The organism is Candidatus Methylomirabilota bacterium, assembly GCA_035315345.1.
Lineage (GTDB): Bacteria > Methylomirabilota > Methylomirabilia > Rokubacteriales > CSP1-6 > CAMLFJ01.
In genome coordinates this window covers 1-14,532 of the sequence record DATFYA010000148.1, presented here as the reverse complement: position 1 = coordinate 14,532, position 14,532 = coordinate 1, and the positions used below count along the sequence as shown (strand labels likewise).

General features: G+C 71.0%; 15 protein-coding genes. 10 read left to right on the top strand and 5 right to left on the bottom strand.

Annotated elements, in window-relative coordinates; genetic code table 11:
- The 3 genes from VKN16_19660 to VKN16_19650 form a co-directional block, all read right to left on the bottom strand.
- The coding region (locus VKN16_19660) for a hypothetical protein (protein ID HME96424.1) at positions 1-315 on the bottom strand (315 nt) is incomplete at its 3' end.
- Positions 312-890 (bottom strand): hypothetical protein, encoded by a 579-nt coding sequence (locus VKN16_19655; GenBank protein ID HME96423.1) that lies wholly within the window; start codon positions 888-890, stop codon positions 312-314. The genes VKN16_19660 and VKN16_19655, both read right to left, overlap by 4 nt.
- Before the next feature lie 23 nt (positions 891-913).
- Positions 914-3,493, bottom strand: coding sequence for a right-handed parallel beta-helix repeat-containing protein (locus tag VKN16_19650; protein ID HME96422.1), 2,580 nt, complete (start codon positions 3,491-3,493; stop codon positions 914-916).
- 229 nt (positions 3,494-3,722) lie between these two features.
- Between VKN16_19650 and VKN16_19645 the strand changes: the two genes are divergently transcribed.
- Genes VKN16_19645 through VKN16_19630 form a run of 4 tightly spaced genes read left to right on the top strand, consistent with a single transcriptional unit; the run spans position 3,723 to position 8,312 of the window.
- Positions 3,723-4,595: a polysaccharide deacetylase family protein gene (locus VKN16_19645; GenBank protein ID HME96421.1), complete on the top strand. Its 873-nt coding sequence runs from the start codon at positions 3,723-3,725 to the stop codon at positions 4,593-4,595.
- The gene (locus VKN16_19640; GenBank protein HME96420.1) at positions 4,571-5,698 is read left to right on the top strand and encodes a PQQ-dependent sugar dehydrogenase; all 1,128 of its coding nucleotides are present in this window, start codon (positions 4,571-4,573) and stop codon (positions 5,696-5,698) included. Before VKN16_19645 ends, VKN16_19640 begins: the two co-directional genes overlap by 25 nt.
- A gap of 10 nt (positions 5,699-5,708) precedes the next feature.
- Positions 5,709-6,899, top strand: coding sequence for an MFS transporter (locus VKN16_19635; GenBank protein ID HME96419.1), 1,191 nt, complete (start codon positions 5,709-5,711; stop codon positions 6,897-6,899).
- 21 nt (positions 6,900-6,920) lie between these two features.
- Positions 6,921-8,312, top strand: a complete 1,392-nt coding sequence (locus VKN16_19630) for a CUAEP/CCAEP-tail radical SAM protein (protein ID HME96418.1) — start codon at positions 6,921-6,923, stop codon at positions 8,310-8,312.
- A gap of 47 nt (positions 8,313-8,359) precedes the next feature.
- Here the strand turns inward: VKN16_19630 and VKN16_19625 are convergent, their stop codons facing one another.
- Both VKN16_19625 and VKN16_19620 read right to left on the bottom strand, forming a co-directional pair.
- Complete coding sequence (locus VKN16_19625; GenBank protein ID HME96417.1) at positions 8,360-8,881, bottom strand: 3-hydroxybutyryl-CoA dehydratase; 522 nt, start codon at positions 8,879-8,881, stop codon at positions 8,360-8,362.
- A gap of 13 nt (positions 8,882-8,894) precedes the next feature.
- Entirely contained in the window at positions 8,895-9,929 is a 1,035-nt protein-coding gene (locus VKN16_19620) for an aryldialkylphosphatase (GenBank protein ID HME96416.1), read from the bottom strand.
- Positions 9,930-10,075: 146 nt separating this feature from the next.
- Here VKN16_19620 and VKN16_19615 point away from each other — a divergent pair, with 146 nt between their 5' ends.
- From VKN16_19615 to VKN16_19590, 6 genes are all read left to right on the top strand, one after another.
- Entirely contained in the window at positions 10,076-10,510 is a 435-nt protein-coding gene (locus VKN16_19615; protein ID HME96415.1) for a peroxiredoxin, read from the top strand.
- A 47-nt stretch (positions 10,511-10,557) separates the two neighbouring features.
- Entirely contained in the window at positions 10,558-11,574 is a 1,017-nt protein-coding gene (locus VKN16_19610) for an extracellular solute-binding protein (protein ID HME96414.1), read from the top strand.
- Complete coding sequence (locus VKN16_19605) at positions 11,571-12,641, top strand: ABC transporter ATP-binding protein (protein ID HME96413.1); 1,071 nt, start codon at positions 11,571-11,573, stop codon at positions 12,639-12,641. The genes VKN16_19610 and VKN16_19605 overlap by 4 nt, the downstream gene beginning before the upstream one ends.
- On the top strand, positions 12,638-13,390 hold the full coding sequence (locus tag VKN16_19600; GenBank protein ID HME96412.1) for an AroM family protein: 753 nt from the start codon (positions 12,638-12,640) through the stop codon (positions 13,388-13,390). Before VKN16_19605 ends, VKN16_19600 begins: the two co-directional genes overlap by 4 nt.
- Positions 13,391-13,398: 8 nt before the next feature.
- Positions 13,399-14,244 carry an ABC transporter permease gene (locus VKN16_19595; GenBank protein HME96411.1) on the top strand — a complete coding sequence of 282 codons (846 nt, stop codon included), beginning with the start codon at positions 13,399-13,401 and terminating at the stop codon, positions 14,242-14,244.
- Positions 14,241-14,532: ABC transporter permease (locus VKN16_19590; protein ID HME96410.1), on the top strand; the 292-nt coding region annotated here is incomplete at its 3' end. The genes VKN16_19595 and VKN16_19590, both read left to right, overlap by 4 nt.

Genomic DNA, 14,532 nt, shown 5'->3' with positions numbered 1-14,532 from the left:
CCACGTGCGTCTCGGAGCGCGCTCCTCAATCGCCTTCGCATCAATCACGAACACTCCTTCAGTGTCGGTCAAAACTTCTCGCACTGCGTAGTGCTCCATTACGGAGTGGAACGGACCGACCCGATCCCGAGACCAGCGGGCCACTACGACCGCTCCCACGAGCGGCGCTCGTGTCTCCGCGTCGATGACTTTGCCCCGGTAGGGACCGCGCGGTCCCTGGAGATAGCGCTCCCACGGTTCGTTCGATTGAGCGGCTGCCGCGACTGCCATCGCGAGCACGCACCAAATCGCGAGCACCGGCGCCCAGCGCCTCATCGGCCGCCTCCTGGCGAAACCGGGCGCGCCGGCTTCACGCCCAGGCTCTGCAGCTCGTAGCGGATCAGCTCCGACGTCTCCGGGAGCTCGGTCGGCGGGAAGAGCTGCGCGGCGCTCAGCATCCCGACGAACGTGTTGAAGGCCTCGCTGCGGTCTTCATAGGCGCTGACCGGTTCGAGACGCACCTCGGCGCCTGCGCCGGCGAAGCGGCCGGCCGCCACCCCCGGGGGAAAGAGCTGCGGCGTGTCGGGCAGCGGCGCGTAGCCCGGACGGAACATGACGATGCGCGGCGCCAGGGTGCGCGCCGGGAGCTGGCGCTCGACCGCCGCCACCGCGTGCGTGAACTCGCCAAGCTCGTTGGTGAAGACCTCGCGAGCGGCGACCAGGCGGCGCAGTCCCTGGATCTGGTCGTCGAAGCGCTGCCACAGGATGACGACCGCCACCGAGGGGATCGGCTGGCCGGTCTTGCCGTCGACCACCGTGCCCCGATACGGAGTCGTCGCCACTCGCAGCGGCGTGTCCTCGTCGGCCCGCACGCCAGGACCGCCCGCCAGCAGCGCGAGCAGCGCGAGCATGCCGAAACCGAGGCGAGGTCCGATCAGAAGCCGCGCAGTCGCCATACCCCGTCGGTGTCGATCACGAACAGCACCTGGAAGGAATACGCGGTCCCGCGCTGCACGGCGCGCAGCTCGTACTCGGCGGCTCGGTCCAGCACCCGGACCGGCGTGATCGTGCTCAGGTCCGCCGCGATCTGACCGAGCGCCCCGACGCCCGCCAGCGCCGTGAGCTGGTCCTGGTAGGCCTCCCGGGAGGCGGTGGCGAACAGCGCAACGGCGCCCGGGACGTCGCTCCGGCTGAGCGCATCCCGCAGCGAACTCCAGCGAGCCTGGAGCCGCGCGTCGATGGCGGCCCGGTCAAGCACCTCCACGACCGCGCTCGCCGTGGACACCGCGCCCTGCGCATCGATCACGCGAACGCGCGGCACGTACACGCCCGGCACGGAGTAGGTGAAGCGCTGGCCGTCCAGGCTGGGCCCGATGAAGTCGGCCTGGCCGTTGCCATCGAGGTCCAGCTCGATGCGGGACGGCGCCGGCCCACCCACGATGGAGAACGACGCGCTCAGCGGCGCGGCCCCGGTGCCGGGGTGCGCCCGCAGGGTGAGCCCGCTCTCTCCCTGGTCGGCAACGCTGACCATCACGGTGTGGGTCACGGTGTTGCCCGTCGGGCCCGTGGCGACGGCGGTGAGAGCGGCCGACGGCGGTGCCACCGGCACCATCGCGGCGAAGGTGCCACCCTGGACGGCCGCCACGACTCCATTGACGGTGACGCCGATCTCGGCCCCACCGGACACGACCGTACCACGAACCAGCAGCGCGCCCGAAGGAACCGTGGCGCCGCCGATGGGCTCGGTGATCGTCACCTGCTGCGTCGACACCGTGAAGCTCCGCTGGGCCGGCGTCTGGTCCTCGTTGCCCGCCAGATCGCGCGCCTTGACCGCGAAGCCGTGCGCGCCCGGCGTCAACCCCGACAGCGTCGCCGTCGGCGACCCGGTGAACCCGCCGAAGGGCCCGCCGTCCAGGCTCCACGCGAACACCAGCCCGCTGGCCGGCGAAAGGTTGTCGGCGCCGCCGAAGGTGAACGTCGCGCTGGTGGCCGCGATCGTTTCGTTCGGCCCGCCGGTGATCTGCGTGTCCGGCGGCGTGTTGTCCACGATGACGGTGCGGCTGGCGGTGCCCGTCATCTGCGCGCCGTTCGTGGCGGTCGCAGCCAGCGTATGCACGCCGTCGGCGACCGAGGTGGTGCTCCAGCTGGCGGTCGCGGTGACCGCGCTCGCCGGCGGACCGGGCGCCAAGCTCACGGACAGCGGCTGGCTGTCGGCGCGCAGCGCCACGGCCACCACGCCGCCGGCCGCGGTGGCCTGCGCCTGCACCTCGACCACCCCGCGCACGTGGGCGTTCTGCAGGGGCGCCGCGAACAGCACGACCGGCGGCTCGGCGCTCGGCCGCAGCTCGACCGCACCGATGTCGAATCGCGCCGCGCCGCCCGGCGCGGCGGCCGCCGGCCGGGCGCCTTCGGCGAAGTAATCGGCCTCCAGGCGCGTGTTGAGATCGGGCGTCAGCACCGTCCGCGGATCCGCCCCCCGGTCGACCAGCGGAGACGCCGCGGCCGGCGAGGGATCCGCGTCCAGCAGGTTCGGCGGATTCCCGGCGAGGAGCTCGCGATACACGGTGACCGCGTCGTCGCAGCCGAGGCTCGATCCGACCCCGGCACCCTCCGCGCCGGTGGGCGTCAGGTTGCCACCGTCGGTGGCGTCGAGCACGGCGCCGACGATTTCTCCCAGTCGGTTGCCGCAGACCAGGTTGTTGCGCAGCCCGATGGCCGCGGGCAGCGCGCCCGCCGCCGGCTCCCGCCAGAGGCCCGCGCGGCCGCCGGTGGAGCCCGACTGCACGCCGTTGCCGGTGATCGCGTTGTTGACCAGGAGCAGCGCGTGAGTCCGGCTCACGCTCACTCCGTTCCAGCCGTTACCGTGGATCGTGTTCTGCGCGACCACGTGCAGGCCGCCGTTCGGATCGGTCGTCACGATGCCGTTGCGGCCGTTGCCGACGATGACGTTGTTGACGATCAGCGTGCCCACGTTGCCGCCGGCGATCGTGACGCCGCCGTCGCAGCCGGGCCCGCCGTTGCCCGCGATGCGATTGCGCTCGAGCCGCACCGCCAGATTCTGTCCGCTGCCGCCCAGCGCGACGCCGGCGCCCCCCGCGCCGGTGATGGTGAGCCCGCGGATCGTGACGAAGCGCGATTGCTGGATGCGGATGGCATGTCCCTGGGCGCACTGCTGCACCGGACCGTGCAGCACCACGCTGCCCACCGACGCGCTCGGATCCGCCTGGATGACGATGCGGCTCGCCTCGGTCTTCGCGCTCTGGTTCTTGCCGCTGATGCTCACCTGCTCGACGTACGCGCCGGGCTGGATCTGGATGGTGTCGCCCGCCTGCGCCGCGTTCACCGCGGCCTGGATGCTGCCGTAGCAGGGGGACCGTCCGCCACACGAGGTGTCCGTGCGATTGACGTGACGGATCGTCGTCCCTTCGGCGATCGGCGCGTCGGCGAGCGCGCCGAAGGCGCACACGAGGATGACGCCCAGGATCAGCACGCTCGAGTGAAAAGTCGCACCCATGGCCGTGGCAGGAAAGCACCGCGTGTGCCACGGGTCCACCCGAGCATTCCGACAGGTTTGTCGCCACGTTGGGACGCCGTCGCTCTCGCCGGCGCGACCGCGCCTTCCAGCGGGCGGTGCACCCCGGCCGGGGCGCTGCCTCGCGCGCCGGGCAGTGGTCCACCGTGACGCTGGCCGAGGACCGTGAGGTTGCCGTATAGTTGGCCCCGTTGCGCGAGGGAGGAGACCCGTGAGGCTACCCCGCGACCGCTTCGACTACTCGCCGTTCCCCGCCCGCACGCCCTGGACGTTGCCCAAAGGGGCCCGCATCGCGGTGTGGACCATCGTCAACATCGAGGAGTGGGACATCGAGAAGGCGATGGCCCGTCAGTACCTCACCACGCCCCAGGGGGTGGCCGTGGTGCCCGACGTGCCCAACTGGGCCTGGCACGACTACGGAATGCGCGTGGGCTTCTGGCGGCTGCTCGACGCCCTCGAGAAACGGAAGCTCCGCGCCACCACCGCGATCAACGCCCACGTGGTGGAGGCCTACGAGCCGGTCGCTCGCGCCATGCGGGAGGCGGGCTGGGAATTCATGGGCCACGGCTTCGTCCAGGGAGCGATGCATCTGCTTCCCGATCAGCGCGCGGCCATCCGCCAGTCGGTGGAGCTGCTGGAGAAGTTCACCGGCAAGAAGCCCAAAGGGTGGCTCGGGCCCGGGCTCACCGAGACGTGGGAGACCCTCGATCATCTCGCCGCCGAGGGCATCGAGTACGTCTCGGACTGGGTCAACGACGATCAGCCCTACGAGATCCGCACCCAGTCCGGCCCGCTCGTCTCGGTGCCCTACACGCTCGAGCTGAACGACATTCCGATGATGGTGATCCAGCACCACACCTCGGGCGAGTGGCTGCAGCGCGCGAAGGATCAGTTCGATCGGCTCTACGCGGAAGGCGCGAAGAACCCGCGGGTGATGGCGCTCGCGGTGCATCCGTACATCTCCGGCGTCCCACACCGCATCAAGTACTTCGAGGCGGTGTACGACTACATGCGCAAGAAGCCCGGGGTGTGGATGACCACCGGCGAGGAGATCCACGAGTGGTACCGGCAATCGCGCCGGTGATCGCGCGCCGTCTGCTGCTGTCCGGTCTGCTGGCGCTCTCGATCTGGAGGCCGGACCCCGCGGCGGCCCAGACCGGGCCGCGCTTCACCCTGCCGCCGGGCTTCGCCATCGACGTGTTCGCCGACGGCGTGGGCAGCATCCGCCTCATGGCCTTCGACCCCGCCGGCACGATCCTCGTCTCGGAGCCGAGCCGCGGCCGGGTGCTCGCGCTGCCCGACAAGAACGGCGACGCCAGGGCCGACGCGGCGCTCACCGTGGTGGACGGGCTCGACTCACCCCACGGGCTGGCCTTCAAGGACGGCGCGCTGTACGTCGCCGAGACCGGGCGCGTGCTCCGCTTCCGCTACGACCCGGCGGCCATGAAGGCGTCCGATCAGACGGTGGTCGTGCCGAACCTGCCGCGGGGCCAGCAGCACTGGTCGCGCACGGTGGTCTTCGGGCCCGACGGCCACATGTACGTCTCGGTCGGCTCCTCCTGCAACGTGTGCCGCGAGAGCGACAAGCGGCGCGCTGCGGTCGTGCGCTACAACGCCGACGGCTCCGGCGAGACGATCTTCGCGTCCGGCCTGCGCAACGCGGTCGGTCTCGCGTTCCATCCCGCGGGCGTGCTGTGGGCCACCGTCAACGAGCGCGACTGGCGCGGCGACGATGCGCCCTCCGAGTACGTGACCGAGGTGAAGCCGGGCGCCTTCTACGGCTGGCCCGACTGCATGGCGGTGGCCGGCGAGCTCAAGCCCGACACCCGGTTCGACCGGAACGCGCGCTGCGACAGCGTGACCCGCGCCACCCGCGAGATCCAGGCGCACTCGGCGCCGATCGGCATCGCGTTCTACACCGGCACCCAGTTCCCGCCGGAGTATCGCGGCAGCGCGTTCGTGGCCTACCGCGGCTCGTGGAACCGCTCCGTGCCCACCGGCTACAAGGTGGTGGTGGTGCGCTTCCGCGACGGGCGGCCGACGGCGGTGGAGGACTTCATCACCGGCTGGCTCGAGGGCGCCTCCTCGTGGGGCCGCCCGGTGGACGTCATCGTGGGTCGGGACGGCGCGCTCTATGTCTCCGATCAGGGCGCCGGGCGCATCTACCGCATCACCCACCGGAGCTGAGGGCCTCGCCATGAATCGCTGGGTCATGCTGCTGGTGATCTTCTTCACGCGCACCGCCCTCGGCTTCCAGTTCCAGTCCATCGCTGCGCTCACCCCCTTCCTGGTCGCCGGCTTCGATCTCTCCTTCGCCCAGGTCGGCCTGCTCATGGGGCTCTTCATGCTGCCGGGGGTGGTGCTGGCCCTGCCCGGCGGCCTGCTCGGTCAGCGCTTCGGCAGTCTCCGCGTCGTGGTGGCCGGCCTCGCCCTGCTGATCGTGGGCGGCACGATCGTCTCCTACAGCGGGGGCTTCGACTCGGCGGCCATCGGCCGCACCCTCGGGGGCGCGGGCGGCGTGCTGGTCAACATCATGCTGGCCCGCATGGTGGCCGACTGGTTCCGGGGGCGCGAGCTGCAGACCGCGATGGGCATCATGCTCGCCGCATGGCCGTTCGGCATGGCCCTGGCGCTCATGATCCTGGGCCCGCTCGCCGCCGAGTCGTCGTGGCGGCTGGCCGAGTATGCCACCGTGGTTGCGGCGGGCCTCGCGCTGGGCCTGGTCGGGCTCGTCTACCAGGCGCCGCCCGGTGCGCCGGCGGTCGAGCGCGCGACGCTCCGGCTCAACGTGCCCCGCCGCGTGTGGGCGCTCGCGGTCAGCGCCGGCGTCGGGTGGGCGCTGCTGAACGCCAGCGTGATCGTGGTGGCGAGCTTCGCCCCGTCGTTCCTGATGTCGCGCGGGTCGTCGGTGACCGAGGCGGGGCTGATCACCGGCGCCGCGCTCTGGATCAGCATCGTGGCCGTGCCGATCGGCGGCCTGGTCGCAGACCGGGTGAACCGGCCGCGCCTGCTGATCGTCGCCGCCTGCCTGGCCGCCACGATCACGATCGCCTGCATCGCCCGGGCGCCCGTGCCCGCGCTCTGGATGGTGGCCAGCGGCATCCTTCTCGGCCTGCCGCCCAGCATCATGATGTCGCTGCTGCCCCGCGCGGTCGCGGCCGAGCACCTGTCCACCGCGCTCGGCGTGTACTACGGCCTGTTCTATCTCGGCATGGCGGTCTCGCAGACCCTGGCCGGCCTGCTGCGCGACCTCACCGGCGACCCGGGGATGCCCTTGCTGTTCGCCGCCGTCCTGATGGCCGCGACCGTGCCGGCCGTCTTCGCATTCTGGCGTCTCGAAGGCCGCGCCGCGCCCGAGCCGGAAGAGGCCATCGTCGGGCGCTCGTGACCGGGGTGTAGACTGAGCGCCATGCGCGAGGCGGGCGACATCCTGCTGGTGGCTTGCTACGAGCTGGGCCATCAGCCGCTGGCGGTGGCGTGGCCCGCCGCGTTCCTGGAGCGCGCGGGCTACCGGCCCGCGGTCATGGACGTGTCGGTCGAGCCCGTGGACGTCGAAAAGCTCGGGCGCGCGTGGCTCATCGCGGTGTCGGTGCCGATGCACACCGCGCTGCGCCTGGGGCTCGAGGTGGCCGCGCAGGCGCGCTCGGCGAATCCGGACGCCCACATCTGCTTCTTCGGCCTCTACGCCACGCTCAACGCCGACTACCTCTTCGCGCACGGGGTGGACAGCGTGATCGGCGGCGAGGCGGAGACGCCGCTGCTCGCCCTCGTCGGCGCGCTCGAGCGGGGCGACACGGGACCGCGTCCCGGAGTCGGCCGGCCGGGCCGCCCCGCCGCCCCCCATCTGCAGCGGCTCGACTTCCCGGTGCCGAGCCGCGCGGCGCTGCCCTCGATCAAGAAGTACGCCCATCTCGAGCGCGACGGGCGCATGGAGCTGGTGGCCTACACGGAGGCGACGCGCGGGTGCCTGCACCGCTGTCGCCACTGCCCGATCCCGCCGGTCTACGGCGGGCGCTTCTTCGCGGTGCCGCGCGAGGTCGTGCTCGCCGACGTGCGCCAGCAGATCGAGGCGGGCGCGCGGCACGTCACCTTCGGCGACCCGGATTTCCTCAACGGACCGACGCACGCCCTCGCGGTGGCGCGCGATCTCCACGCCGAGTGGCCCGACGTCACCTTCGACTTCACCGCGAAGATCGAGCACCTGCTGCGCCACCGGCGGCACCTGTCCGCGCTGCGCGAGGCCGGGTGCCTGTTCATCGTCTCCGCGGCCGAGTCGCTGAGCGACACCGCGCTGGCCCACCTGGAGAAGGGGCACACCCGCGACGATATCGCGCTCGCGCTGACCCTGACGCGGGAAGCGGGCATCGCGCTGCGGCCGACGTGGGTGGCCTTCACGCCGTGGACCACTCTCGACGATCATCGCGCGTGGCTCGACTACCTGGAGGCCGAGCATCTCATCGACGCGGTCGACCCCGTGCAGTACGGCCTGCGTCTGCTGGTGCCCCCGGGCTCGCTGCTGCTCGAGAGCGCGGGACTCAGGCCTCATCTCGGCGCACTCGAGCAGGAGACGCTCTCGTATCGCTGGACGCACCCCGACCCGCGCATGGACGCGCTGCAGGCCGAGACCGCCCAGGCGGTGGCGCGCGCGGTGGAGGAGAAGGCCGACGCGCCGGTGATCTTCGACCGGGTGCGGGCGCTGGCCGCCGCGGCGGCCGGGGTCCCCGCGCCCGCGCCGGTGGCCGCTGGAATGAGTCGAGGCCGCAAGCGCCCGCCCCGGCTCACCGAGGCGTGGTTCTGCTGAGCGGAGCCCACCCGGGGCCAGTTGGCCCTGACGACTCGCCCCAGCCTCTAGTCGGCCGGGAGCGGCGTGACGTGCCCGCACTTGCCGCACGTGCGGTGCGACTCGGCGCTGTAGAAATCCGCGTAGACCTCGGATACCGGGTCGTCGCGCCAATCGCCCACCTGCCGGGCCGCCTCGTAGAGCCGGGCGCCGCACGCCGGGCAATACCAGAGGAAGCGGTCCTGCTCGGCGGCCCGGCGCTTCCGCTCGAGCACGAGCACGAAGGAGTCGGGCGCGAAGCGCGGCGAGTGCGGCGTGCCGGCGGGACAGTGCAGGATCTCGCCCTCGCGGATGACCGCGACCTTCTCCTCTCCGTCGGGCGTGCGGTAGTGCAGGTTCATGTCGCCCTTGATCATGTACATGACCTCGTCGCTCGGGTCGACGTGGAACTCGCTCCGGCCCTCGCGGCCGCGCGCCACGAAGGCGATCGAGTCGTCGGTCTGCCACAGCACGTTGATCGGCCGGGTGGCGCCCGCGATCAGCTTCGTGATCTGGCCGAGGTCCATCGCGCGCATCGCGGTGAGATCCATGACAGCCTCCCGTTCACTCGATCGTGAGCAGCCGCCGCGGGTTGTCCACCAGGATGACGTCGATCTCGCGCTCCGAGAACCCGCGCCGGCGCATCAGCGGCACCACGTTGGTGAAGATGTGGCCGTAGCCGTGACCGCCCCAGCGGACCAGCCGCGAGCGGTAGCAGATGTCGTGGGAGATGAGGACCTGGCCGAGGTGCCCCCGCTCGATGAGCCCGCGCATCGCGCGCAGGCGGACCGCGTCGTTGGGCATGTCGATGTCGGCCAGCCGGTAGAACGACGACTCCTGGCCGAACAGATCCCACTCGAGCACGCAGCCGGTGTCGGCCAGCCGATTCAGCCGGTCCGCGTCGAAGATCGTGCGGTCGATGTGGCTGACGATCACCCGGTCCATGCGCCCGCCCTTGACGCGGATGAAATCGGCCGCCTCCTGCGGCTGGTCGGGATGGCGGCCGGGATGCAGGTTCAGCGCCGCGCCGGTCTGCCGCTGGGCCAGCACCGCGGCCTGCATCACCCGCTGCTCCTGCGGCGTCCAGGGGGCGCTGCAGCCGATCTCCCCGATGATGCCCGCGCGCACGTCCGTCCCCCACACCCCGTCCTCGATGGACTCGACCATCTCCTCGGCCAGGTCCTCGATCGTGCGGGTGGCGTTGGCCGGGTCCTGGTAGTCGTGCACGTAGTGGCCACAGCCCAGGATCACGTGCGCGCCGCTGGCCCGGGCGATCTCGACGAGGCCGATCGGGTCCGGACCGAGGCCGCCCGAGGACAGATCGACGATGGCTCGCCCGCCCGCGGCCACCATCCGACGCACCTCGTCGGCGGCCACGTCGCGCGCGTCCAGCAGGTAGTTGCGCGCGGCGCCCTTCGCGGTTCCGTAGTTGATCGCCCACACGTTGTCGAGCGCCAGCTCCGGCCCCAGATCGTCGGGCTTGCGCTGGGAGGGGTGACGGATGTCGCAGAGCAGATGCTCGTGCATCAGCGTCGCCCCGAGGTCATCGGGCACGATGGGTCCGAGCACCGTCTGCACGCGAGGTCCCGGCGCCGTCACGTGGCAATTCTCGGACACTCATCGATCCAGCGCAACGCCCGGGGCGGGGCGATCGGCGTGATGCCTTGACGGCATGACCGGGAAAGCGCAGGATTGCCGCGCCCCGCCCCGACGGGCGACAGAGGACGGGCGACAAAGGAGGCGTCATGCTCAACCCCGGAGACAAGGCACCCGAGTTCACCGGACGCGATCACACCGGCCAGACGGTGAAGCTCTCCGATCTGAAGGGCAAGACGGTCGTGCTCTGGTTCTATCCGAAGGCCGACACCCCGGGGTGAACCGCGGAAGGTTGCGGGTTCCGCGACCTCAAGGCCGAGTACGAGCGGAAGAACGCGGTGATCCTCGGCGTATCGTTCGACACCCCGGCCGAGAACCGGCACTTCGCCGAGAAGTTCTCGTTCAACTTCCCGCTCCTCTGCGACACCGACCGGACGATCGGGACCGCCTACGGCGCCAACGTGGATCCGCAGAAGGGCGCGCAGCGGGTCGGCGTGATCATCGGCCCGGACGGCAAGATCAAGGAGTGGCACGCGCGCGTGGACGCCCGCGCGTGGCCGGCGGAGGTCGTCAAGACGCTGTAGCCCGCCCATCCCCAGGCACGGTCCACACTTTCCGCGGAGGCCCGCTCATGAACGGTGTCGTCACCCTGGTCGCCCTGCTCATCGCCCTGCTCTCGTCGGTGCCCCGCGTGGACGCCCAGCAGACCACGCTCGTGGTCACCGGCTATGGCGGCCGCTGGTCCGAAGTGATGAAGAAGGCGCTCGTGGAGCCCTTCGAGAAGAAGCACAACGTGAAGGTCGAGGTCGTCACCGGCATCAGCACGGAATGGGTGGCCAAGCTCATGGCCGCCGGCCCGGACAATCCGCCGTTCGACGTGCTCTTCGGCAACGAGCCCGCCTTCCCCATCCCGCGCGAGCGCGGCTTCTTCGACAAGCGCAACGACACGCTCGCGCCCAACATCAAGAACCTCTACCCGAAGGCCCTGATCGGCGAGACCAGCCTCGCCATGTTCTGGGGGCGCATCGGTCTCACCTACCGCACCGACTCCGGCGTCAAGAAGCCGGTGTCGTGGAAGGACTTCTGGGACGACGCCTACACCGGCAAGCGGGCCACCTACGTCATCGGCAACACGCTCGGCATCAACTTCCTGTTCGTGATCTCCAAGATCTTCGGCAAGGACTACTTCGACATCGACGCTGGCGTGGCCGCGATCAAGAAGGCGCAGCCCAAGCTGGTGGACTTCTCCGGCACCATCGAGAAGCAGCTGGAGCAGAAGGAGGTCGTGCTCGCGGTGCACCACGACGCGGGCGCCAACGACCTCAAGAACCGGGGCATCCCGGTGGACTGGGTGGCCCCGACCGAGGGCACGCCGATCCTCGATCAGGTGGTGCAGGTGACCCGCGGCTCCAAGAACAAGGAGCTGGCGTGGAAGCTCATCGACGCCTACCTCTCGCCCGAGGTGCAGACCGCGTTCGCCACCGAGCTGTTCTGGAGCCCGACCAACAAGACGGTGAAGCTGCCCGCCGACGTGGCCAGGAAGGTGATCGGCCCCGGCGACATCGACAAGCTCGTGCTCTTCGACTGGGCCCAGGTGGCCAAGCAGCGGCCGCAGTGGACCGAGAAGTGGAACCGGGAGATGCGTTGACCGAGGCGCCCGGCCTCGCGGGCACCGTCGCCCTGACCGGTCTCGTCAAGCGCTACGGCGCGACCGTCGCGCTCGACGGGATCTCGCTCCGCGTGGTCCCGGGCGAGTTCTTCACGCTGCTCGGTCCGTCCGGCTGCGGCAAGACCACCACGCTGCGGTCGGTCGCGGGGTTCGTGACCCCCGACGCCGGACGTGTCGCCATCAACGGGGCCGACGTCACCCACGTGCCGCCGCACCTGCGCCGGGTGGGCATGGTGTTCCAGCACTACGCGCTGTTCCCGCACCGGACGGTCGCGCAGAACGTGGCCTTCGGCCTGCGCATGCAGCGCGTGCCCCGGACCGAGATCGCGCAGCGGGTGGCGGACGCCCTGGCCCTCGTGCAGCTGCCCGCCCACGGCGCGCGCTACCCGCGCCAGCTCTCGGGCGGCGAGCAGCAGCGGGTGGCCCTGGCCCGCGCCCTGGTGACGCGGCCGTCGGTCCTGCTGCTGGACGAGCCGCTGGGCGCACTCGACAAGAAACTGCGCGACCACATGAAGATCGAGCTGAAGCGCCTGCAGCGCGAGGTCGGCATCACCACGATCTACGTCACGCACGACCAGGAGGAGGCGCTCACCATGTCCGACCGCATCGCGGTGGTGCACCGCGGGCGCGTCGAGCAGATCGCGCCGCCGCGCGGGCTCTACGAGACGCCGGCCACCGCCTTCGTGGCCTCATTCATCGGCAACATCAACCTGCTGAGCGGCCGGGCCGCCGGCGCCAACGTGGTGGCCTGCGGCGGCACCACCCTCGCGGCCACCGGCGCGGCGCCGTCCGGAACCGCTGTCGCGGTCGCCCTGCGCCCCGAGCGGATCCGGCTGGATCCCGCGACCGCGCTGGACACGGTGCTGCCCATGACGGTGGCGCACGTGGTCTACCAGGGCGAGACGGTGCGCTACATCCTGACATCCGAGGCCGGGCTCGAGCTGCAGGCGGTCGAGCTGGGCGAGGTGCGCTTCGCCGCCGGCGCCCGCGTGCGCGCGGGCTGGGCCGCGGCGGACGCGAGAATGATCCAGGAGGAGCAGACATGACCAGGGTCGGCTTGATCACGGTGGGACAGGCCCCGCGCAGTGACGTGGTGCCGGACATGGCGGCGATCCTCGGCGGCGACGTGGAGATCGTCGAGGCGGGCGCGCTCGATGGGCTCAGCCGCGAGCAGATCGCGCCGCTCGCGCCCGAAGGCGACGACGAGATCCTGGTCACCCGGCTGGCCGACGGCTCGTCGGTCTTCGTGGGCAAGACCAGGATGATCCCGCGCATCGAGGCGCAGATCGCCGCGCTCGAGGACCGCGGCACCGCGCTGAACGTGCTGCTGTGCACCGGCGAGTTCCCGAAGCTCCGGGCGCGGCGGCCGTTCCTCGAGCCGCAGCAGCTCCTGCTGGGCCTGCTCCGCGCGATGGTCTTTCCCGGCCGCCTGGGTGTGCTGACCCCGTCCGAGCGCCACGTGCCCCAGACCACCGCGCGCTGGCGCGCCTGCGGCTTCGACGCGCACGTGGCGCCGCTGTCGCCCTACGAGGAGAACGACCCGGCCGCGGTGCGGCGGGCCGCGGAGGCGCTGCGGGCCGGCCCGGCCGGGCTCGTGGTCATGGACTGCATCGGTTTCCGCCGCAAGACGCGCGACGAGATCGCGGCGCTGACCGGGGCGCCGACCCTGGTGGCCAATCTCCTCGTGGCCCGCGTGGCCGCGGAGCTAGTCTCGGAGGGGGGCTCCGCCCCCCTTCCGAACCTCCCCCCTGAACCGGATTGCGCCGGCAAAGCCGGCGCTCGAACGAGGAGGTAGATCGCCGCGTGACCCGGAGCGCGCGCGTCCTGCTGCTGGGGCCGTACGTGCTCCTGCTGCTGGTGTTCTTCACCGTCCCGCTGCTGCTGATGCTCCTCATCAGCTTCTCGCGGCAGTCTTTCGGGCAGCTCGAGTGGTCGCTGACGCTGCACCAGTACGTCCGTTTCTTCACCGACGCCTACTACCTGAGCGTGCTCGCGGACACGTTGTGGCTCGGCGTGCTCACCACGGTGGCGTGCCTGCTCCTGGGCTATCCGCTCGCCTACCACCTGGCCCTGACCCGCTCGCGCTGGAAGCCCCTGCTGATCGTGTTCATCCTCTCTCCGCTGCTGGTCGGCATCGTCATCCGCTGCTACGGGTGGATGATCCTGCTGGCCGATCGGGGCCTCATCAACGCGACCCTCACCCAGCACGGCTGGATCCGCGCCCCGCTGCCGCTCATGTACAACAAGTTCGGGGTCACGCTCGCGCTGGTGCACGTGTTCCTGCCGTTCATGGTGCTCTCGCTCACCGGCGTGCTGAAGCGCATCGAGCCCCAGCTGATCGAGGCCTCCCAGACCCTGGGGGCTTCCCCGCGCCGGGCCTTCCTCGAGGTGACGCTGCCGCTGTCGCTGCCCGGCATCCTGGCCGGCTCCCTGCTCGTCTTCTCGCTCGCCATCAGCTCCTTCGTGGTGCCGATCCTGGTGGGCGGCTTCAAGGTGCACGTGCTGCCGATGGTGGTCTACGAGCAGGTGCTCTCGGTGTTCGACTGGCCGTTCGGCGCCGCCAACGCCTTCGTGCTCCTGGTGATCTCGGTGGCCCTCATCGCGGTCTACATCAAGGTGACCGAGCGCGCGCTGCGAGGCATCGTATGATCCTCCGGTCGATCGTGGCGCTGGTCTACGCCTTCCTGCTGCTGCCGATGGTGGTGGTCGTGCTGGCCGCCTTCAACGCGGGCAACTACTTCACGTTCCCGCCCCAGGGCTTCTCGCTCAAGTGGTTCGCCAACTTCTTCCAGCGGCGGGAGTTCATGCAGGCGCTCTGGCTCTCCACCGAGCTGGCCATCTGGACCGCGCTCGCGTCCACCGTGATCGGGACCGCGGCCGCCATCGTGCTGGTGCGCGGGCGCTTCCGCGGCCGCGACCTCCTCAACGCGTTCGTCA

Bases quoted from the DNA above. Each gene is read 5' to 3' on its own strand.
- VKN16_19635 (HME96419.1), top strand. From the start codon at position 5,709: ATGAATCGCTGGGTCATGCTGCTGGTGATCTTCTTCACGCGCACCGCC.
- VKN16_19630 (HME96418.1), top strand. From the start codon at position 6,921: ATGCGCGAGGCGGGCGACATCCTGCTGGTGGCTTGCTACGAGCTGGGC.
- VKN16_19600 (HME96412.1), top strand. From the start codon at position 12,638: ATGACCAGGGTCGGCTTGATCACGGTGGGACAGGCCCCGCGCAGTGAC.
- VKN16_19625 (HME96417.1), bottom strand. From the start codon at position 8,881: ATGGATCTCACCGCGATGCGCGCGATGGACCTCGGCCAGATCACGAAG.
- VKN16_19650 (HME96422.1), bottom strand. From the start codon at position 3,493: ATGGGTGCGACTTTTCACTCGAGCGTGCTGATCCTGGGCGTCATCCTC.
- VKN16_19610 (HME96414.1), top strand. From the start codon at position 10,558: ATGAACGGTGTCGTCACCCTGGTCGCCCTGCTCATCGCCCTGCTCTCG.
- VKN16_19655 (HME96423.1), bottom strand. From the start codon at position 890: ATGCTCGCGCTGCTCGCGCTGCTGGCGGGCGGTCCTGGCGTGCGGGCC.